General features: G+C 38.6%; 12 protein-coding genes. 7 read left to right on the top strand and 5 right to left on the bottom strand.

Annotation, left to right across the window (positions count from 1 at the left end; all coding sequences use genetic code 11):
* The 3 genes from WG904_RS04165 (at position 1) to WG904_RS04155 (ending at position 3,387) form a co-directional block, all read left to right on the top strand.
* Positions 1 to 636 carry a response regulator gene (locus WG904_RS04165; protein WP_339578028.1) on the top strand — a complete coding sequence of 212 codons (636 nt, stop codon included), beginning with the start codon at positions 1 to 3 and terminating at the stop codon, positions 634 to 636.
* A 154-nt stretch (positions 637 to 790) separates the two neighbouring features.
* Positions 791 to 1,012: a response regulator transcription factor gene (locus tag WG904_RS04160; RefSeq protein WP_339578027.1), complete on the top strand. Its 222-nt coding sequence runs from the start codon at positions 791 to 793 to the stop codon at positions 1,010 to 1,012.
* Positions 1,013 to 1,116: 104 nt separating this feature from the next.
* Entirely contained in the window at positions 1,117 to 3,387 is a 2,271-nt protein-coding gene (locus WG904_RS04155; protein WP_339578026.1) for a carboxy terminal-processing peptidase, read from the top strand.
* Between the two features lie 331 nt (positions 3,388 to 3,718).
* Here WG904_RS04155 and WG904_RS04150 read toward each other — a convergent pair whose 3' ends face one another.
* Complete coding sequence (locus WG904_RS04150) at positions 3,719 to 4,651, bottom strand: SPFH domain-containing protein (RefSeq protein ID WP_339578025.1); 933 nt, start codon at positions 4,649 to 4,651, stop codon at positions 3,719 to 3,721.
* An 89-nt stretch (positions 4,652 to 4,740) separates the two neighbouring features.
* Here WG904_RS04150 and WG904_RS04145 point away from each other — a divergent pair, with 89 nt between their 5' ends.
* Both WG904_RS04145 and WG904_RS04140 read left to right on the top strand, forming a co-directional pair.
* Positions 4,741 to 6,774, top strand: coding sequence for a M13 family metallopeptidase (locus tag WG904_RS04145; RefSeq protein WP_339578024.1), 2,034 nt, complete (start codon positions 4,741 to 4,743; stop codon positions 6,772 to 6,774).
* A 137-nt stretch (positions 6,775 to 6,911) separates the two neighbouring features.
* Positions 6,912 to 7,097 (top strand): hypothetical protein, encoded by a 186-nt coding sequence (locus tag WG904_RS04140; RefSeq protein WP_339578023.1) that lies wholly within the window; start codon positions 6,912 to 6,914, stop codon positions 7,095 to 7,097.
* 16 nt (positions 7,098 to 7,113) lie between these two features.
* Here the strand turns inward: WG904_RS04140 and WG904_RS04135 are convergent, their stop codons facing one another.
* Both WG904_RS04135 and WG904_RS04130 read right to left on the bottom strand, forming a co-directional pair.
* A complete protein-coding gene (locus WG904_RS04135; protein ID WP_339578022.1) occupies positions 7,114 to 8,223 on the bottom strand; it encodes a CapA family protein in 1,110 nt (369 codons plus the stop codon).
* 64 nt (positions 8,224 to 8,287) lie between these two features.
* A complete protein-coding gene (locus tag WG904_RS04130; protein ID WP_339578021.1) occupies positions 8,288 to 8,842 on the bottom strand; it encodes a C40 family peptidase in 555 nt (184 codons plus the stop codon).
* Between the two features lie 441 nt (positions 8,843 to 9,283).
* On the opposite strand from WG904_RS04130, the gene pdhA reads away from it, so the two are divergent.
* Both pdhA and WG904_RS04120 read left to right on the top strand, forming a co-directional pair.
* The gene (gene pdhA / locus WG904_RS04125) at positions 9,284 to 10,276 is read left to right on the top strand and encodes a pyruvate dehydrogenase (acetyl-transferring) E1 component subunit alpha (protein WP_339578020.1); all 993 of its coding nucleotides are present in this window, start codon (positions 9,284 to 9,286) and stop codon (positions 10,274 to 10,276) included.
* Between the two features lie 33 nt (positions 10,277 to 10,309).
* Positions 10,310 to 11,992 (top strand): pyruvate dehydrogenase complex dihydrolipoamide acetyltransferase, encoded by a 1,683-nt coding sequence (locus WG904_RS04120; protein WP_339578019.1) that lies wholly within the window; start codon positions 10,310 to 10,312, stop codon positions 11,990 to 11,992.
* A 142-nt stretch (positions 11,993 to 12,134) separates the two neighbouring features.
* Here WG904_RS04120 and WG904_RS04115 read toward each other — a convergent pair whose 3' ends face one another.
* Both WG904_RS04115 and WG904_RS04110 read right to left on the bottom strand, forming a co-directional pair.
* Positions 12,135 to 18,158, bottom strand: coding sequence for a T9SS type A sorting domain-containing protein (locus WG904_RS04115; RefSeq protein WP_339578018.1), 6,024 nt, complete (start codon positions 18,156 to 18,158; stop codon positions 12,135 to 12,137).
* Positions 18,159 to 18,195: 37 nt separating this feature from the next.
* Positions 18,196 to 18,879 (bottom strand): hypothetical protein, encoded by a 684-nt coding sequence (locus WG904_RS04110; protein ID WP_339578017.1) that lies wholly within the window; start codon positions 18,877 to 18,879, stop codon positions 18,196 to 18,198.
* Positions 18,880 to 18,985: the final 106 nt, after the last annotated feature.

The raw sequence follows: 18,985 nt of genomic DNA, 5'->3' as shown, positions 1-18,985 counted from the left end.
GTGGAACCTAAGCCGAAAACAAACTTATTTATTGTTGATGATCATCAGTTAGTAGTAGATGGTTTGCGATCTTTACTTGATAACGAAGAGCACTACACCATTGTGGGCTGCAGCAATCGGCCTAAAGAAGTACTAGACAAGTTAGCAAATCTTGAGGTAGACGTGCTGCTAACGGATATTAATATGCCAGAAATGACTGGTGTTGAGCTCACACGAAACGTAAAAAAGAAGTTCCCCAAAATTAAAGTACTTGCCTTATCGATGTTTGGCGAGCGGCAAGTGATTAGAGAAATGATTGATGCCGGTATCTCAGGTTATATTCTTAAAAACACGGGCAAACAAGAATTATTAGAAGCCTTGGCTAAATTGTCTGGTGGCCTCAATTTTTTTGGTGAAGAGATCACTAAAGAGTTGATGAAGTCGTTTACCAATGACGATGAAAGCTCACACCTAACCAATAGAGAAATCGAAATTATTCGACTTATTGAAAATGAATATAGCAATAAGAAGATTGCTGACCTTTTATTTATCAGCGAACGCACAGTAGAAACCCATCGCAAAAATATTTTTAGAAAAACCGGAACACAAAGTATCGTAGGCTTGCTAAAGTACGCGTACGATCATAAGATAATTTAGCTTTTAAGTAGTTGGTACATCGTAGTTAGTATTTAGGCAATGGACAGGACACCCGGCTAAGCATAACTAGGCAGTTAAATATACCCATTTCAAGGTATTGCTAAGAGTTAAAGGTTTTTTCACATTTGTTAGGTAAACCTTCTAATCCCTAATCATGCAAACTTTAAAAAATCCTTTTAGTACCCTAAGTAAAAGAGAAGTTGAAATTGTAAGATTAATTATCCAAGAGCTTAGCAATAATGATATTGCAGCTAAATTAGAAATAAGTAAGCGTACCGTAGAAACCCATCGGAAAAATATTTTCAAGAAAACGAAAGTAAAAAGTGTAATTGGATTGGTCGTATTAGCGCTCAAAAGCAAGGTTATTTCTATCTAATTAAAAATAAATTATAAAAATTACAAAAAAGATACACGCAAAAGCTGTATCTTTTTCGTTTATTTAACAAATTGGTATCATATTGGATACGGGATTACTAAGAAATGGATTTTAAATTATTCAAAGCGATGTTAAGAAGAGTTTTAATGATAACGTTTACAGCCGCGGCATTGGCGTGTAGCGCAAAGCCTGAGGTACAGAAAGTGGTTGATGGCGTTCAGAATATTAAGCCAGATGATCAACAAGCGTTGGTTTGCAAGGAATTGGTAGGCTTAATTGAAAATTATAATTATAAGAAAATTAAAATTAATGATTCTATTTCTTCGATCGTTTTCGATAGATATATAAAAGCATTAGACCCTTCGAAGTATTATTTTTTAGCGTCTGATATTAAGGAATTCGAAAAGTACAGAACTACTTTAGACGATGCATTTAGAATTGGCGATCTTAGTGGGCCATTTTATATTTTTAATGTATACTTGAAAAGGTATAACGAGCGAATTAATTATTCTATAGCTCAAATTACAGGCAAGTACGATTTTAACCAAAATGATACCTATGTATTTGATCGTGAAAAAATGCCCTGGACTACAAGTACTACTGCTTTAGATGATATTTGGAAAAAGAGGGTTAAATATGAGTTGGTTAATTTGAAGATTGCGAGCTCAGATATGGCAAAAAATCAAGAAACCTTGAAAAAACGCTATGAGAATTTGAAATCTCAAGCCGCAAAATTTAATAATCAAGATGTATTTCAAATTGTGATGGATTCCTTTACTGAAGCCATTGATCCACATACCAATTATTTTAACCCAAGAAATGCAGAGGTGTTTAACCAAGAGATGTCTAGATCTATCGAAGGTATTGGGGCTACGTTGCAATTGGATAATGAAGTTGTTAAGATTATGTCAATTGTGCCAGGCGGACCTGCATTTAAAAGTAAGTTGGTGAATACAGGCGATCGTATTGTTGCTGTAGCGCAAGGTGTAAATGGCGAATTTGTCGATATCGTAGGTTGGAGAATTGATAATGCTGTTTCTAAAATAAAAGGCCCAAAAGGTACAACAGTGAGGTTAAAAATTATCCCTGTGGGACAAGAGCTTTCGGCTAAGCCAGTTGTGATTACCTTGGTAAGAGAAAAAGTAATTTTAGCGGATCAATCGGCTAAGAAAAGCGTAAAAACTATTCAATCGGATGGCAAACCTTATAAAATTGGAATAATCGACGTACCTGCTTTTTATGCCGATTTTAAAGCCGCTAATGCAGGCGATCCAAATTATAAAAGCACTACTCGTGACGTACGTTTATTAATAGATACCTTAAAAAATATAGACAAGGTTGATGCTATTGTAATGGATCTTCGTGCCAATGGAGGAGGTTCACTAATGGAAGCAATCGACCTTACTGGTTTATTTATAGATAAAGGTCCGGTTGTACAAGTTAAAGATTTTAGAAATGCAGTCGATGTAAGTGAAGATAAAAACCCTGGTGCTGTATGGACGGGTCCATTTGGAGTGCTTGTTGACCGTTTAAGTGCTTCGGCTTCAGAAATTTTTGCTGGTGCAATACAAGATTATGGAAGAGGTATTATTATGGGCACGCAAACCTATGGTAAAGGAACGGTACAGAATTCGATTGATATGAACCGACTTTTTGAACCATCATTTTTACAGAAACTTTCGGCAGCACTAAGATCGGCTAATAACGCAACCGTTGGTAAAATAGGTGGAGTAAAATCTGAAAAAGTAGCCATTAGAGATTCTAGCGGAACCCCAGCTTCTACAAGTTCAGCACCTGTTGTAGACAAGGATGGTATTATTCAATTCGGGCAAATTAATTTAACTGTGGGTAAATTTTACCGTATCAACGGAAACAGTACACAACATAAGGGTGTTATTCCTGACATTAGCTTCCCATCGGTTTATCCTTTAGATAAAATTGGTGAAGATACCGAACCTTCGGCATTGCCATTCGATATGGTAAAGCCATCTAATTATACCAGTGTGGCCGACTTGAGCGCTGTGAAAGCTAATTTGCTAAAGCTGCACAACCAACGGATGGCAAACTCGGTCGACTATAAAGTATTAGTAGAAGATATTGCCGATGGTAAAAAACGGGATGCCGAAACTACAGTTACTTTAAACGAAACAAAACTTAAGGCAGAACGTGATGCAATGGAAGCTAGATCGCTAGCAAAGGTTAATCAGCTAAGAGCGTCGAAAGGCTTAACTCCACTAAAAAAGGGCGATAAGCTTACGAAAGAAGAAGCATCTGATTTTGTACAAGATGAAAGTTTAAAAGTAATGATCGATTATATTAAAATGACCGGTTTAGACCAGAAATTAAGTAAGGCAAATCCGAGTATTAATAAGTAGAGTAATAAGGAAATTTGAAATGGGAAATAGAGGATGCTACTCAGGCAAAAATCTGTTTCCCTTTTTTGTGTTTAGTCGTCTATTCGACAAGATTTAAATCATTTTCTTCAAAGCTATGCTCAAACAAGTTACAATTTCAACTTCGAAGAAGAAGTCGACAACATTATCATATACAAAAAAGGTAATTTAAACCTGCACTTGCGCAAGTTATTTTTCCCGGAATCTGAATTCAGCAAGGTCATATACCATATCAGTCTTGTTGAACCCTTAAATAATAGCACAAGTGCGGTAACCATGATGCCGCCATCTATCTAATAGGCTCTCACTACATTTACCCCTTCTTGCCTTCCTTTGCCATCTGCATTGCCATCATCTCTTTCATCGTTTTATTCATCCCGTCGGTAGAACCGTCTAAGAAAATTACATTTCCATCGCTGTTTTCTGCAAAATGTTTAATCGATTCAGTCCACATGGTGAAAAGAATAACTGAAATATCGAGATTGGCTTGCTCCATTTCCTGAGCAGCTTTAGTCATACCATGCGCTACTTCGGCACGGAATAACGCAATACCTTGTCCACGCAATTGTGCCGCCTCCCTTTCCGCGGCTGCGGCAATTTTAATCGCATTTCCATCAGCCTCTGCACCTTTAGTTTTGGTAATTAACAGCGCCTGCCCTTCATTTTCGGCTGCAGCTTTTAAATTATTAGAAGCAACTACACGGCTCATTGAACGCATGATCTCTTCATCGAACGTAATATCGTTCAATTGAAGATCTTGCAAATGATAGCCCCAGCTTTCGAGTACCTGATCTATTTGATGCTTTACATGGTCTACAATCTCGTTTCTTTGTGATAGTACATTCGCTTGCTTTTGGGTCGCTACATACGCTCTAATCGATCCTTCTATGGTTCTAATTAACGCTTGCATCAAGTTGGTCGAGTCGACAAACTTAAAAGCAACATTTTTAATTGTTTCTTCATCGTGGTTAAGTACCGAATACAAAAGCATCGCTTTAAAATAAACATTTGCCTGATCTTGCGTTACGGCTTGAAAAGAAAGCTCTACCGAACGATTTTGGATAGATATTTTAGAATGAATTTGCTCAATCAAAGGAATTTTTAAACTAAGGCCCGGTTTTAATTGCCTCCGATATTTTCCGAAAACAGTAACCACAGCAATTGTTCCTTGTTTAACCGTTACAAATGAACTGAAAAGAATAATAAGTGCAATAAAAAGTAAGACTAATGGGACGTAATTGTACATGGGGTTTTGGTTTAATTAACTAATCAATATTACGTAATATATTGATTTTCTGTGTACATTTAATTTAAATATTTTTTAATCAAATCATTATGAATCTAAAACTAGGTTTTTTAGTAATAGGCCTTGGTCTATTGGTTGCTTGCCAAAGCAAAAATGATGGCGAAGCAGAAAGAACAGCATTCTTTGATACAGCGGGAATGGATACTACCGTTAATCCTGGAGATAATTTTTTTGAATATGCGAATGGTAAATGGATGAAAACTACGGTTATTCCTGACGATCAAAGCGGCTGGGGGAGTTTTTATACCTTGAATGAAGAGAATGTAAAAAACTTGAAAGGAATTTTAGAAGATGCCGAAAAGGCCGGTGCAGCAAATGGTTCGGTTCAACAGAAATTGGGCGACTATTATGCTAGTGGTATGGATACGGTTACCATCGAGAAATTGGGCGCCGAACCCCTAAAACCTGTATTGGCAAAAATAGATGCGGTAGGCAACAATCAAGATTTAACAGCTTTGTTAGCAGAACTCGTAAAAACCGATGAAGCTGAACTTTTGGGGATGTATGTTGGGGCTGATGAAAAAAATAGTATTAAAAATATTGCATCATTCTATCAAGCCGGCCTTACCTTACCTGAAAGAGAATATTATTTTAAAACAGATAGCTCATCAAAGGCGGCAAGAGCTGGATTAATTACTTATGCAAAAACCTTATTTGCCTTATCGGGATCAGATACGGCAACGGCAGCAAAAAATGCGGCAACATTGCTTGCTTTAGAAACAAAAATTGCGAAATCGCACTTAAGTCCAGAAGCGCTTAGAGACCCTCAGAAGAACTACAACAAAATGAGCGTTGCTGATTTTAAAAAAATGGCACCAAATCTTAATTTTAGCGGCATTTTCTCTGCAATGAAGATTAAAACAGATAGTATAAATGTTGGTCAGCCCGAGTACTTTAAAACGTTAAGCACCTTATTAGCTAGCGAGCAGCTTGCAGATTGGAAAACTAAATTAAAATTCGATTACGTCAATAGAAATGCTGGTTTATTAAGTAAAGCTTTTGTGAATGCAAATTTCGATTTTGCAAAAATGTTTAACGGGCAAAAGAAGCAAAGAGAACGTTGGAAAAAAATAGTTGGTAGTGTAAATACCAACCTAGGCGAGTTGCTTGGACAGCTTTATGTAGAGAAATATTTTAAGCCAGAAGCTAAAAGTAGGATGGACGAATTGGTGAATAATTTGCAGAAGGTTTTTGCCGTTCGGATTAAGAATCTCGACTGGATGACTGCAGAAACGAAGCAAAAGGCAACAGAAAAATTGAATATTTTTTTAAAGAAAATAGGCTATCCATCTAAATGGAAAAATTACGATGATGTTACGATTGTTAAAGGCGATTATTTAAATAATAACAGAAGTGCTAGAGTACATACATATAACGAAACGATTGCAAAAATTGGTAAAGCGGTAGATAAAACAGAATGGGCAATGTCGCCACCAACCGTAAACGCATATTACAATCCTACATTTAATGAAATTGTGTTCCCAGCTGGGATTTTACAGTTCCCGTTCTTTGACGCAAATGCGGATGATGCCATTAACTATGGTGCCATTGGCGCTGTGATAGGCCACGAAATGACACACGGCTTCGACGATCAAGGACGCCAGTACGATGCACAAGGAAACATGAAAGATTGGTGGACAAAAGCAGATGCTGATAAATTTAAAATGAAAGCAGATAAAGTAGTTGCGCTATATAATGGATTTACCTTATTGGATAATCAACACGTAAATGGTAAATTAACCTTAGGAGAGAACCTTGCAGATATTGGTGGATTAGCGATTGCTTATGATGCTTTTAAATTAACAGAACAAGGCAAAGAAGCAAAGAAAGAAATTGATGGTTTAACGCCAGATCAACGTTTCTTTTTAAGCTTTGCTCAAGTTTGGAGAATTAAAGATAGAGATGAAAATATGCGGGTTCGTTTACAAACCGATCCACATTCGCCAGAAATGTTTAGGGTTAACGGTGCCGTTTATAATTTGGAAGCATTTTATAGAGCATTTGATATTAAGCCAACGGGTAAAATGTACCGATCACCAGAAAATCGCTTGGTAATTTGGTAGCAGGCTTTGCCATATAAGGAATGTAAGAAACATATAAGAATCCTAAACCTCCAGCTTATATCAATCTTACATTCCTTATATGGTGGAATTAAAAACAAATATTACGTTTATCTTGTTATAGGTTAAAATCTATCAACATGAACGTAAAACGTATTTTTGGAACTATATTAACTATACTCGGTATTATTGGATTAATATGGGCTGCAGTTGGATTTGTAAATCATAGCATACAAACGCGAGAGCTTGCCGTTATGGGAATTATAGGTATTATCTTCTTTGTGTCCGGAATTGGGCTTGTTAGGAATACTAAAGACGAGGCTTAGGAACAGGTAGGCAGTTTTAATTATTAGCTGTCTGCTTTTGTATAATCAGATTGTTCGCAAAAATTAAATTATTTTCTGGAAAATCGACCTCCGTTAAATACTTCATTCTTTTAAATGCAGCGAATGTTGAATCGATTTGTAATCGGTTAATTTTATCCTGTTTAACAGAAATTACATTAGCCGAAACAAAATCTCCTTTTCCATTCAATTTGAGTTGCAGTAGTGGGGCAAAGCCGTTTGACCCTTTTAAGCTAAACATGCCGTATGTGCAAAAGTTGCCCAAACTATAGGCGATAAATTTATTTTTATATACTTCTACTGCTCGAGTTACGTGTGGGCCATGGCCTAAAACTACATCGGCTCCGGCATCAATTACGCCATGCGAGAAGGCGTAAACATTACCCCGATTTTCTTTATAAAAGATTTCGGTTTTACGGGTAACATGTTCGAAACTTGCTCCCTCACCACCTCCATGAAAAGATACAATTACAATATCAACTTGCTTTTTTAATGCTGAAACTAACATTTTTGCGCTGTCGATGTTTTTTATCGAAACGGTATTTTCATTTGGAGCAAAAGCACAAAATGCATACCTCATGTTATCTTTTTCGAAAATCGCAAAAGGTTTATCTAGTTGACCAGCGTAGTTAATCTGTAACGAATCAAGAATTTTTGCTGTATTTTTCCTTCCTTGTGAGTCAAAATCGCCAACATGGTTATTAGCAACACTTAAAACATTAAATCCAGCTTTTTTAAAGATAGCTGCATAGCGATCGGGCATTCTAAAAGCATAACAGCTGTTCGGGTTTACACCTTTGCATTTGTTTGAATTACCTGAGTTTAAAAAGCAACCTTCTAAATTGCCGAAAACAACATCCCCTGATAGAAAAGAATCAACTGCAGAGAAACTACCAATGGCATCATCGGCAGGAAGATTTAATTTACTAGGAAAAGCAGAGCCAAGCATCATGTCGCCAACGGCAGTAATTCGAATAGTATCTTTTAATTTTCTTAAGGTATCTGTAACTTGAGGATGTTCAGCAACGGCAACAGCATTATTCTGGCAACTTAAAGAAATATAAGAAGCTAACGTTACCATACTAAAAAAGAAAAAAAAGTTCTTCATCCTATTGCATAAAAAATCCTCCAGATTTTACATCGGGAGGACCATATTTTATTGATTTTAGTACTTATTCCTCAACAAAGTCTTTCTTTGAAGATTCTAAAATTCTTCCACCTTTATAGAAATAGCGACTATAATAAGGTTCGTTTAAATTACTTATTTTAACCCCACTAGAACTTGAATGCGCAAAACGGTTATCACCTAAGTACACGCCAACGTGAGAAATGCTACGACTTTTAATTTTAAAGAAAACCAGATCCCCTTCTTTTAATTCATCTTTCGATAAAGGGTCGGTCATACTAAAAATATCACGCGAGTTGCGAAGGATAGTGGTATTAAATACTTTTTCGTAAATGGTTTTTGCGAATGCAGAACAGTCAATTCCTCTCTTCGTGTTACCACCAAAGCTATAAGGTGTACCGATCCACTCGTAAATAAATTTGTATAATTTTAAATTAGAAGTTGCGTTTATGGCAACACCCATTACCTGCGAAAAATATTGCGAGGCTAAATTATCTGGGTCTTCTTCTGATTTAGTTTCTTGTTTGGCTTTAGTTTGGGCAAAAACAATGCTAAAACTTGCTAATACAATGAGAGTCGAAAACAAAAACTTTTTAATCATGTTATACTGTTAAGTTTGGGTTGTGAAGCACTTACACTTAAACGTACACCACTAGGGCTTATTGTTAGGAAAGCAAAAGTAAGTGATTTGTATTTGTTATCCAAATGTTTTCTGTTCATTATGAATTTAATGCGTTATTATCTTCATCATGCAGCACAATTCGCCATATATAAATTTGGGAAATCTTTAAGTTTTGGGTTAAATAATAGTGTGAAAAGGGATCGCTTATCGAAATTTAATTCGAAACACATCCAGATGTATAAAATCTTATTTGTTGATATTGATTTGTGAAGCCCATTCACCCTATATGTAATGCCTCGTCAATAATTTATAAATAGTAATTTTAAAGATAGATTATCACTATTTTAGTCTTAATTGTACCTTAAAATACAAGAAAAAAAATTAGATTTGCTCTCGTAAATAAAAATCAATACCGCTAACATGAGTGCAGTAGAAATAAATAAGGATACCTATTTGAAATGGTTCGAGTCGATGTTGCTAATGCGCAAGTTCGAAGAGAAAACGGGCCAGCTATACGGACAACAAAAAATTCGTGGATTTTGCCACTTATATATTGGTCAAGAAGCAGTAGTTGCAGGTGCAATTTCTGCCATGGGCCCAGAAGATTCGATGATTACCTCATACCGTGATCATGCGCATGGATTAGCCTTGGGAATGAGTGCAAATAGCATCATGGCCGAAATGTATGGTAAAATTACAGGCTGTTCTAAAGGTAAAGGAGGCTCGATGCACATTTTTAGCAAGGAGCACCATTTTTATGGCGGACATGGAATAGTAGGTGGTCAGATGCCATTAGGTGCCGGTATTGCATTTGCAGAGAAATATAAAGGCACTAAAAATGTAAATATTTGTTACATGGGCGATGGTGCTGTTCGTCAAGGAGCGCTTAACGAATCGTTTAATATGGCCATGTTATGGAAACTACCTGTAATTTTTGTTTGCGAAAACAATGGTTATGCTATGGGAACGTCAGTAGAGCGTACCACAAACATGACTGATATTTATAAAATTGGTTTAGGTTTTGATATGCCATGCGCTCCAGTTGATGGAATGGATCCAGTTGCAGTTCACAATGCAATGGATGAGGCCATACAACGTGCTCGTAATGGAGAAGGACCAACATTCTTGGAAATGAGAACTTATCGTTACCGCGGGCACTCGATGTCTGATCCAGCGAAGTATCGTACCAAAGAGGAATTGGAAGAATACAAAGCAAAAGATCCGATTGAGCAAGTGAGGGAAGTGATTTTGAAAGAGAAATACGCCGACGAAGCTTGGATTACATCAGTTGAAGAGAAAGTGAAAGAAATTGTAGACGAGTCGGTAAAATTTGCAGAAGAGTCGCCATGGCCAGATGCATCAGAACTTTACAAAGATGTTTACGTACAATCAGATTACGCTTATCAACAATAATTTTTAACAACATATTACATAGATATAAAATAAATGGCTGATATAGTTAAAATGCCCAAAATGAGCGACACCATGACCGAAGGGGTAATGGCGAAATGGCATAAAAAGGTGGGTGATAAGGTAAAAAGTGGTGATGTTTTAGCCGAAGTAGAAACCGATAAGGCTACGATGGACTTAGAATCGTACTGGGATGGAACATTATTATTTGTTAGCGTTGAAGAAGGTAAGGCGGTTCCTGTTGATGCCGTAATTGCAGTTATCGGAAAAGAGGGCGAAGATTATAAAGCGGCGTTGGAAGCTGAAGCGGGAGTTTCAAGTACAGATTCGGCAGTCTCGAGTCCGGAGTCAGAAAGTCCGAAAGAAGAGAATAAGGAGCAAGGAACAAAGAGCAATGATCAAGCAGCAGGCCTAAGTGAAGAGGAGTTAAGTAAAAAAGGAGTAACGGTAATTCGTATGCCTTTGCTTAGCGATACCATGACTGAAGGTGTAATTGCTGAATGGCATAAAAAAGTAGGTGATAAAGTAAAGGATGATGATATTTTAGCTGATGTAGAAACCGATAAGGCAACTATGGAAGTAATGGGCTATGCCACTGGAACCTTATTGCATGTCGGTGTAAAGAAAGGCGAAGCGGCTAAAGTAAATGGTATTATTGCCATTGTTGGTCCAGAAGGTACAGATGTTTCATCAATTTTAGATAGCGGATCAGCGCCTGTTAAGTCAGAAAGTCAGAAAGCCGAAAATCCAGACTCGGCAGTCTCAAGTCAGAAGGCGGATAGTCCGAAAGCAGAAGAAAGAGCACAAGTTGTAGCCAATGCAAATGGCGGAAGAATTATTGCTTCACCATTAGCGAAAAAGATTGCGAAAGATAAAGGAATAGATTTATCACAAGTAGCTGGAAGTGCAGATGGTGGAAGAATTATTAAGAAGGATGTAGAAAACTTTAAGCCAGAAAGTCCGAAGTCTGAAAGTCCGAAAGAGGCAGAAAGTTCGAAAGAGAAAGGAGCTTCATCAATTCCAGTATTTATAGGAGAAGAAAAATATACGGAGAAACCAGTAACGCAAATGCGTAAAGTAATAGCAAAGCGTTTAGCTGAAAGCTTGTTTACTGCACCTCATTTTTATTTAACCATGAGTATTGATATGGACGGTGCAATTGCCGCCCGTACCAAAATAAATGAATATGCGCCTACTAAGGTTTCGTTTAATGACTTAGTGTTAAAGGCATGTGCAATAGCATTAAAGCAACACCCTAATGTGAATTCATCATGGTTGGGCGATAAAATTCGTTATAATGAGCATGTTAATATCGGTGTAGCTGTTGCCGTAGAAGATGGCTTATTGGTACCTGTTGTTCGTTTTGCAGACGGTAAATCCTTATCGCACATTTCTGCTGAGGTAAAAGATTTTGCGCAACGTGCTAAGGCGAAGAAATTACAACCTGCAGATTGGGAAGGAAGCACATTTACTATTTCTAACTTAGGTATGTTTGGCATTGATGAGTTTACTGCCATTATTAATCCACCAGATGCATGTATTTTGGCTGTGGGGGGTATATCTCAGGTTCCTGTGGTAAAAAATGGTGCTGTAGTACCAGGTAACGTAATGAAAGTAACCCTAAGTTGTGATCACCGTGTGGTAGATGGCGCAACAGGCGCAGCATTCTTGCAAACCTTAAAAGCATTGTTAGAAGAACCGGTTAGGTTGTTAGTATAATCCAACTCTTTAAGAAATATTCAAGCCTCGATGTAAAAATCGAGGCTTTTTTATTATGTTACTTATTTGTTAAAGGGTTAAAATAGTAGCCAAAAAAAAAGTCCCGATGCAAATCGGGACTTTTTTCAATCGTTAAGATTAATTAATCTTTAAGAATCTTATGAACTGTTTTCGAATTTCCAACTGTTAACGTTAACACGTATAATCCTTTGTTCAATTTCGAAAGATCAACAGCTACTTGTCCGTATTCAGATTTTTGTAAACTACTGTGAACTAATCTTCCGTCGAGTGCATGAATTTCTACTTTAACGGTATTCGATTCGTTACTTCCAGTAGTAATGTTCAAGACATTTTTAACTGGGTTAGGATAAAGTGAAATGACATTGTTTGTTAAGAATGTTTTCGTAATTACACCTTGACAGTTTAGGTCAGAAGATATCTTAACGATGTTATTTCCTTTTATTAGCGGAACAAGAACCTCTTGTTTATTTGTTGTGATGATCTGTCCGTTTACATCGATTCTGTACGAATCGCTACCTTCTAAGGTTAAAAGTACCGAATTTCCATTGTCCTTAATGCTCGAAAATACCGCAAGATCTTTTGGCTCTTTTATCACCAAATCAAAACATTGTTTGTAGTTAGGCTGTCCTGCAACGGCGATACAAACATTGTAAGATCCAGCTTGTAGATTATTTATTGCTAGCACCGTGCTAAATGGATAAGTTGTAGTTCCACCATTTACCGTTACAGACGCAGTGTAATTCAACGCTTGAACAGCTTGAATGTTTATTGCGCCATTGTTACTTGCTTTGCATGTTTCGTCCGTTGCTTTAACATTGAAATTGCTTACAGGTAATGTATATACAACATCTAATGTTTGTGTTACCTCTGCTGCAGCATTATAATTGGTGTTACCTGCTTGCGAGGCGGTTATTACAGACGAACCAGATCCTACAATATGAATTTTTCCAGCTACAATTGTGGCTACTGCGGTATTTGAACTACTATAGCTAATCGTTAAGCCAGAACTTGCTGTTGCTAATGGGTCAAAATCTGCATCAGTTGGCGCTTTAAGCGTAAGCGTAGGGAAGGTAATCGTTTGATTGCCCTTGTTTACGGTTAATTGAACAGAAACTGGGGCAGCAACACCAAATGTGGCGTTACCGACTTGCGTTGCTGTAATTGTACTTGTTCCTGCGCCAACGATATGAATTTTTCCAGCTACAATTGTGGCTACTGCGGTATTTGAACTACTATAACTCACCGCTAAACCTGAGCTTGCGGTTGCCCCTGGATCAAAATCAACGGTTGTGATATCTTTAGCGGCAATGGCAGGGAAATTAATCGTTTGTGCAGTTTGAGTAATCGTTAAGTTAACAGATGCTGTTGCAGGTGCTACATCGATTGTGCCGGCTTGCGTAGCAGTAATTGTTGTTGTTCCTATGCCTACAATATGAACTTTGTTAGCAACAATGGTGGCTACTGCAGGGTTGCTGCTAGTATATACAATTGCAAGACCTGAACTAGAAGTGGCTAGCGGGTCAAAATCGGCATCACCCACACTTTTGTTCGCAATTGCAGGGAAAGTAATGTTTTGAGTAGCTTTTGCAACTGTTAAGGTAACTGAAGCTGTTGCCGAAGCATAGGTTCCGTCGCCGGCTTGAGTGGCAGTAATGGTAGTGGTTCCTACACCAACGATGTGAATTTTGCCAGCAACAATAGTAGCAACTGAAAGATCACTACTTGTATAAACAATAGGTAGCCCTGTATTTACAGTTGCTCCAGGATTAAAATCAGCATCACTAGGTTTTTTATCTGCAATTGCACCGAAGATTAAAGTTTGTGATAGCCCTTTTACGGTAAGCACTTTGCTTACGTTTAGTGCTGCATCGTAATCTGCAGTTCCTGCAACTGAAGCTGTAATTGTAGAGTTTCCTAAACCAACAATATGAATTTTTCCATCTACAATAGTGGCAACATTCGTGTTCGAGCTAAGGTAAGTAACGGTAAAACCAGTATTTACAGTCGCTCCTGGATCAAAATCTACATCAGTTAAGGCTTTAACTGGAAGGTCAGGGAAGGAAATGATTTGAGCTCCTTTCACTACCGTTACCGTTTGGAAGGCATTTAACGAAGGATTGAAGTTTGTGTCGCCCGGCTGAGAAGCAGTAATTACTGTTGATCCCATACCTACAATTTGGAGACGATTTCCGATCACTACACCTACCGAAGGATTGCTACTTGTATAGAATACTGTTAAACCAGAAGAAGCGGTTGCTCCGATTGCAAAATCAGGATCGTTTCTTTGTTTATTTGGAATAACAGGGAAGGTGATCGTTTGATCTGCTTTCGTTACGGTTAGTGTAGACACCGCTGTTGCACCTGCAAATGAAGAATTACCTATTTGTGTAGCTGTGATTATACTAGTACCTACTTTATTGATGCGAACTCTATTTTCAATAATGGAAGCCACAGCTGGGTTACTACTGGTGAAGGTTAACTCTAAACCCGAACTTGCCGAAGCCTCTGGAGTAAAATCGGCACTGCCAAACACTTTGCTTATTGATGAAGCAAAGGTGATTACTTGAGGGTTCGCACTCACGTTAAATACTCTAGCTACGTCGGTTGCCGGATTAAAATTGATATCGCCAACCTGAGAAGCAGTAATGATTGTGCTACCTAAACCAACGATGTGTATTTGTCCAGCTACAATAGTTGCCACAGCAGGATTACTACTTGTATAGGTAATTGGTAATCCCGAGGCTACAGTTGCTCCTGGATCAAAATCGGCAGTTCCTAAAATTTTCGCTGGAATTAGCGGGAATATGATAGTTTGGAAGCCTTTTCCAATGGTCAGTGTTCTTACGATATCTGTTGCTGCAAGATAGTTGGCATTACCGGGTTGAGAAGCGGTAATTGATGTGCTTCCTAAACCTACGACATGTATTTTCCCAGCAACGATTGTTGCCACACTCGGATCGCTACTTGTGTAGGTAATGGGAAGACCAGAACTTACAGTTGCTCCTGGATCAAAATCTGCCGTAGATGGCGATGTTTGAGGAATTGTCGGGAAGGTAATAAATTGAATCCCTTTGTCAACCGTTAAGGTTTGACTTGCTGTTGAGGCATTGTAATTTGCATTTCCTGGTTGAGACGCGGTGATGATCGCTGTTCCAACACCGACTAAATGTACCTTTCCGTTTACGATGGTCGCCACTGATGGGTCGCTACTTGAGTAAGTAATCGTTAAGCCTGCAGTAGTTGAGGCGAAAAGATCAAAATCGGGGTTATTTACAATTTTATTAGGAATACCTGAGAAGAATATTGTCGGTGTTCCTTTAATTACAGTCATTGATGTAGAAGCGCTTGCTGCAGCAAAGTTTGCATCTCCAGGTTGAGTAGCGGTAATGGTAGTTACACCAATACCTACAATATGAACTTGGTTATTAGCAATCGTTGCTACGGCAGGGTTGCTGCTACTAAATACAATGCCCAAACCGCTCGTAGTTACTGCAACTGGACTAAAGTCTGATGTGCCAAACGGTTTATCAGGTATAGGCGAAATGGCCACGGTTTGTACTGCACTACCATTAACGGTAAGCACTCTGCTTACGCTTGTTGCAGGTTCGTAAGTGCCATCTCCAGGTTGTGCTGCGGTGATGGTTGTTGTTCCCGTACCTACAATATGAACGATTCCACCTGTTACCGTTGCTACTGCAGGGTTGCTGCTGGTGTATACAATGGCTAATGGCGAATTTATGGTTGCTCCCGTTGCAAAGTCTGCATCTCCAATCGTTTTAGTTGGCAAGATCGGGAAAGTAATCGTTTGAATATTTTTAGTTACAGTTAATGGGCGTATTCTGCTTACGGCAGCCGCATATACGCCGTTTCCAGGTTGCGAAGCGGTGATACTTGTTGTACCTACACCAACAACATGTATTTTTCCGGCAACAATAGTTGCTACTGCAGGGTTGCTGCTGGTGTAAACAATGGCAAGTGGAGAATTTACAGTTGCTCCTGGATCAAAGTCTGCATCGCCTGTTGCTGCATTTGGAATAGCAGGGAAATTAATCACCTGCTCTAAGGCAGCTACGTTAAGTGTTCTGCTTAAGCTAGCAGGCTCATAATTTGCATCACCAGCTTGGGTGGCCGTAATTTGGGTAGTTCCAATGCCCACAATGTGAACTAGTCTACCTACAATAGTTGCTACTGCCGGGTTGCTGCTGGTATAAACCGTTTGTAAACCCGAGTTTGACGTAGACCCTGGATCAAAATCTACATCTGCAGGGTTTTTAGGAGCAATAATTGGGAAAGTAATTACTTGAATTCCTTTATTTACCGTTAAGGTTTGCGTTACTGCCGGTGCAGCGTTAAATGATGCATCACCACTTTGATTTGCCGAAATTACTGCTGTACCAGCGCCTACTAAACGAATCGTGTTACCAACAATAATGGCAACTGCTGGATTACCACTACTGTATGTAATTGGTAAACCCGAGGTAGAAGATGCTACTGGGCTAAAATCTGCATCACTTCTTAATTTTGTTGGTATTGGATCGAAAGTAATTGTTTGGTCTCTTTTGCTTACCGTGAAGGTAGCAGAAGCGCTTGCTCCAGCGTAGTTCGAATCGCCCAATTGGTTTGCTGTAATGGTTACTGTCCCTGCTCCAGTTATATGAATTAAGCTGCCAACTACAGTAGCTACAGCTGTATTAGAACTCGAATAAGTAACAGGTAAACCACTAGAAGCAGTTGCATTTGGATCGAAATCTGCATCTCCAACCAGTTTCGGAAGTATTGGAGGGAAGTTAATCACTTGCCCCAAACCACTAATAGTAAGCGTTTTCGATACACTCGTGGCGGCATTATTGTTTGCATCACCAGGTTGTGCTGCTGTAATGGTTGTTGTTCCTAGGCCCACTACATGTACTTTATTGGCCACAATGGTTGCAACGGCAGGATTACTACTAGTATAAACAGCAGGTAAGCCCGAAGAAACCGTAGCACCCGGATCGAAATCAGGGCTGCCCAAAGGTTTCGATGCCATGTCTGGGAACGTAATAATTTGATCTGCTTTAGTGATGGTTAAGCTTTGTGTTACATCAATTGCAGCATTATAATTTGCATCGCCTATTTGAGAAGCGGTAATGGTTGTTGTTCCTACTCCAGTAATATGTATCTTATTGGCTACAATAGTAGCTACTGCCGCATTGCTACTGGCATAGGTAACTGGTAGAGTAGAGCTTGCACTACCTAGTGGATCGTAATCTGGGTTATTAAAACTTTTAGTTGCGGTAGAACTTAAAAAGATATTTTGATTTGCTTTACCTACGGTTAATGTAGTAGAAGCACTGGCGGCCTGATAAATTGGACTGCCGTTTTGGAAAGCGGTAATTGTTGATGTACCAACGCCTACAATACGTATCGATGTTGAATTGAAGACAGTTGCAACTGCCGGGTTACTACTAGTATAATAGGTAATAGGTAAGTTAGAACTCGCAGAAGCGCTAGGTACAAATACAGGATCGAGGTAAACTTTATTAATTGGCGCAAAAGTTATCGTCTGTGCATTCGGACTCACGCTCAATAATCTAATTTCACTTGGCGCTGCATTATAATTTGCATCACCAGGTTGAGAGGCTGTAATGTTCGAGGTTCCTAAACCTACAATATGAACTTTGCCAGCAACAATGGTAGCTACGGCTGGATTACTACTAGTGTACGTGATCGCTAAGCCTCCGTTAGAAACTGCTCCTGGATCGAAATCTGCATCAGAAATCGATTTAGCAGGCATTTCTGGGAAAGAAATGTTTTGAAATCCTTTTACCAAAGTTATAGTTACCACTAAATCTGGAGCGGCATTATAGGTGGCATTTCCAGGTTGAGACATGGTTAATACAAAAGAACCAACACTAACTTGATGAATTTTATTTCCAACGATGGTAGCTACTGCCGGATTATTCGACGAGTAGATTATGGGTAGCCCTGACGATGCATAAATAATCGGACTCAAATCGAAGTCGGTATTGGTAAAGTAGTAGGTGGTAGCATATGGCCCAGTGGTAACGATCGACTGATTTAATCCTTGAGCTTTAGCAAATTGTGGGAACACAAGTGTTAATGCACACAGCATCCCTAGTATATATATTTTTAAATTCTTAAACATTATCGTAGTATTAAAGGTGTTTTGCGTGTTGATTTAACTAGTTGGTATAGAAAACGTAAATTCCAGAATCAGAGGTGTTTCCTTTATTATCTCTAGTAATCACTTTCCAGTAATAAGTTGTTCCGGCATTTACAGGCACGTCTGTCAAGGTTAAACCGGTTTGGGCTCCTTTTATCAAGACAGGAGTATTGGTTGTTCCCAAATAAATATCATAGTTTAAGATGTCGTTATCTGCATCACTACCCGTCCATGTTAAATTAAGTTTGCCAGCTGTAGGCGTAACATGTTGTGCCATTTTAGGGAAGGTTAAATCGGCAGGGAAAGGTGCAAAAGCAGTAGAGGCTTCTCCGGCATTGTAGAATTTCCAGGTATCGCTAACTGCGGTTGTAGCAATTTTAGACGACTTAGCAGTTACAAACCACGAATAGGGCATGTTTCTAGTTAAGGTTACTGCTAATTCTGGAGTTGTAGTGGTTTGTGTAGTGGTAACACCAGTCTCAAGATTTTTTATGGTAAGTTCATACGATTCAGCATTCTGAGAGGCAGTCCACTTAAATAGAATTGAGCTTAATGTGGGCGAAGTAACTGTGCCACTGGTACATGCTTCGTTATTTAGCGGTAGCGATAAAACGGCTTTTGTAGGCGGATCGATTATTTTAACTGGTTTCTTGCAGCTTATTACGGCTAAACATAGTAAAACTAATAGTAGAGGTTTTTTCATAGGAATACAATTTGTGTTTTAATAGTTATGAAGCGATGATGAGATTTTTAATGTATAGAGGAGAGTGCTTGCTCATAACGGTTTCATTTGGTATAATTTAGTTCAT

The organism is Pedobacter anseongensis (assembly GCF_037482965.1).
GTDB lineage: Bacteria > Bacteroidota > Bacteroidia > Sphingobacteriales > Sphingobacteriaceae > Pedobacter > Pedobacter anseongensis.
The sequence above is the reverse complement of the archived record's forward strand: the minus strand, read 5'-3'. Positions and strand labels throughout refer to the sequence as shown.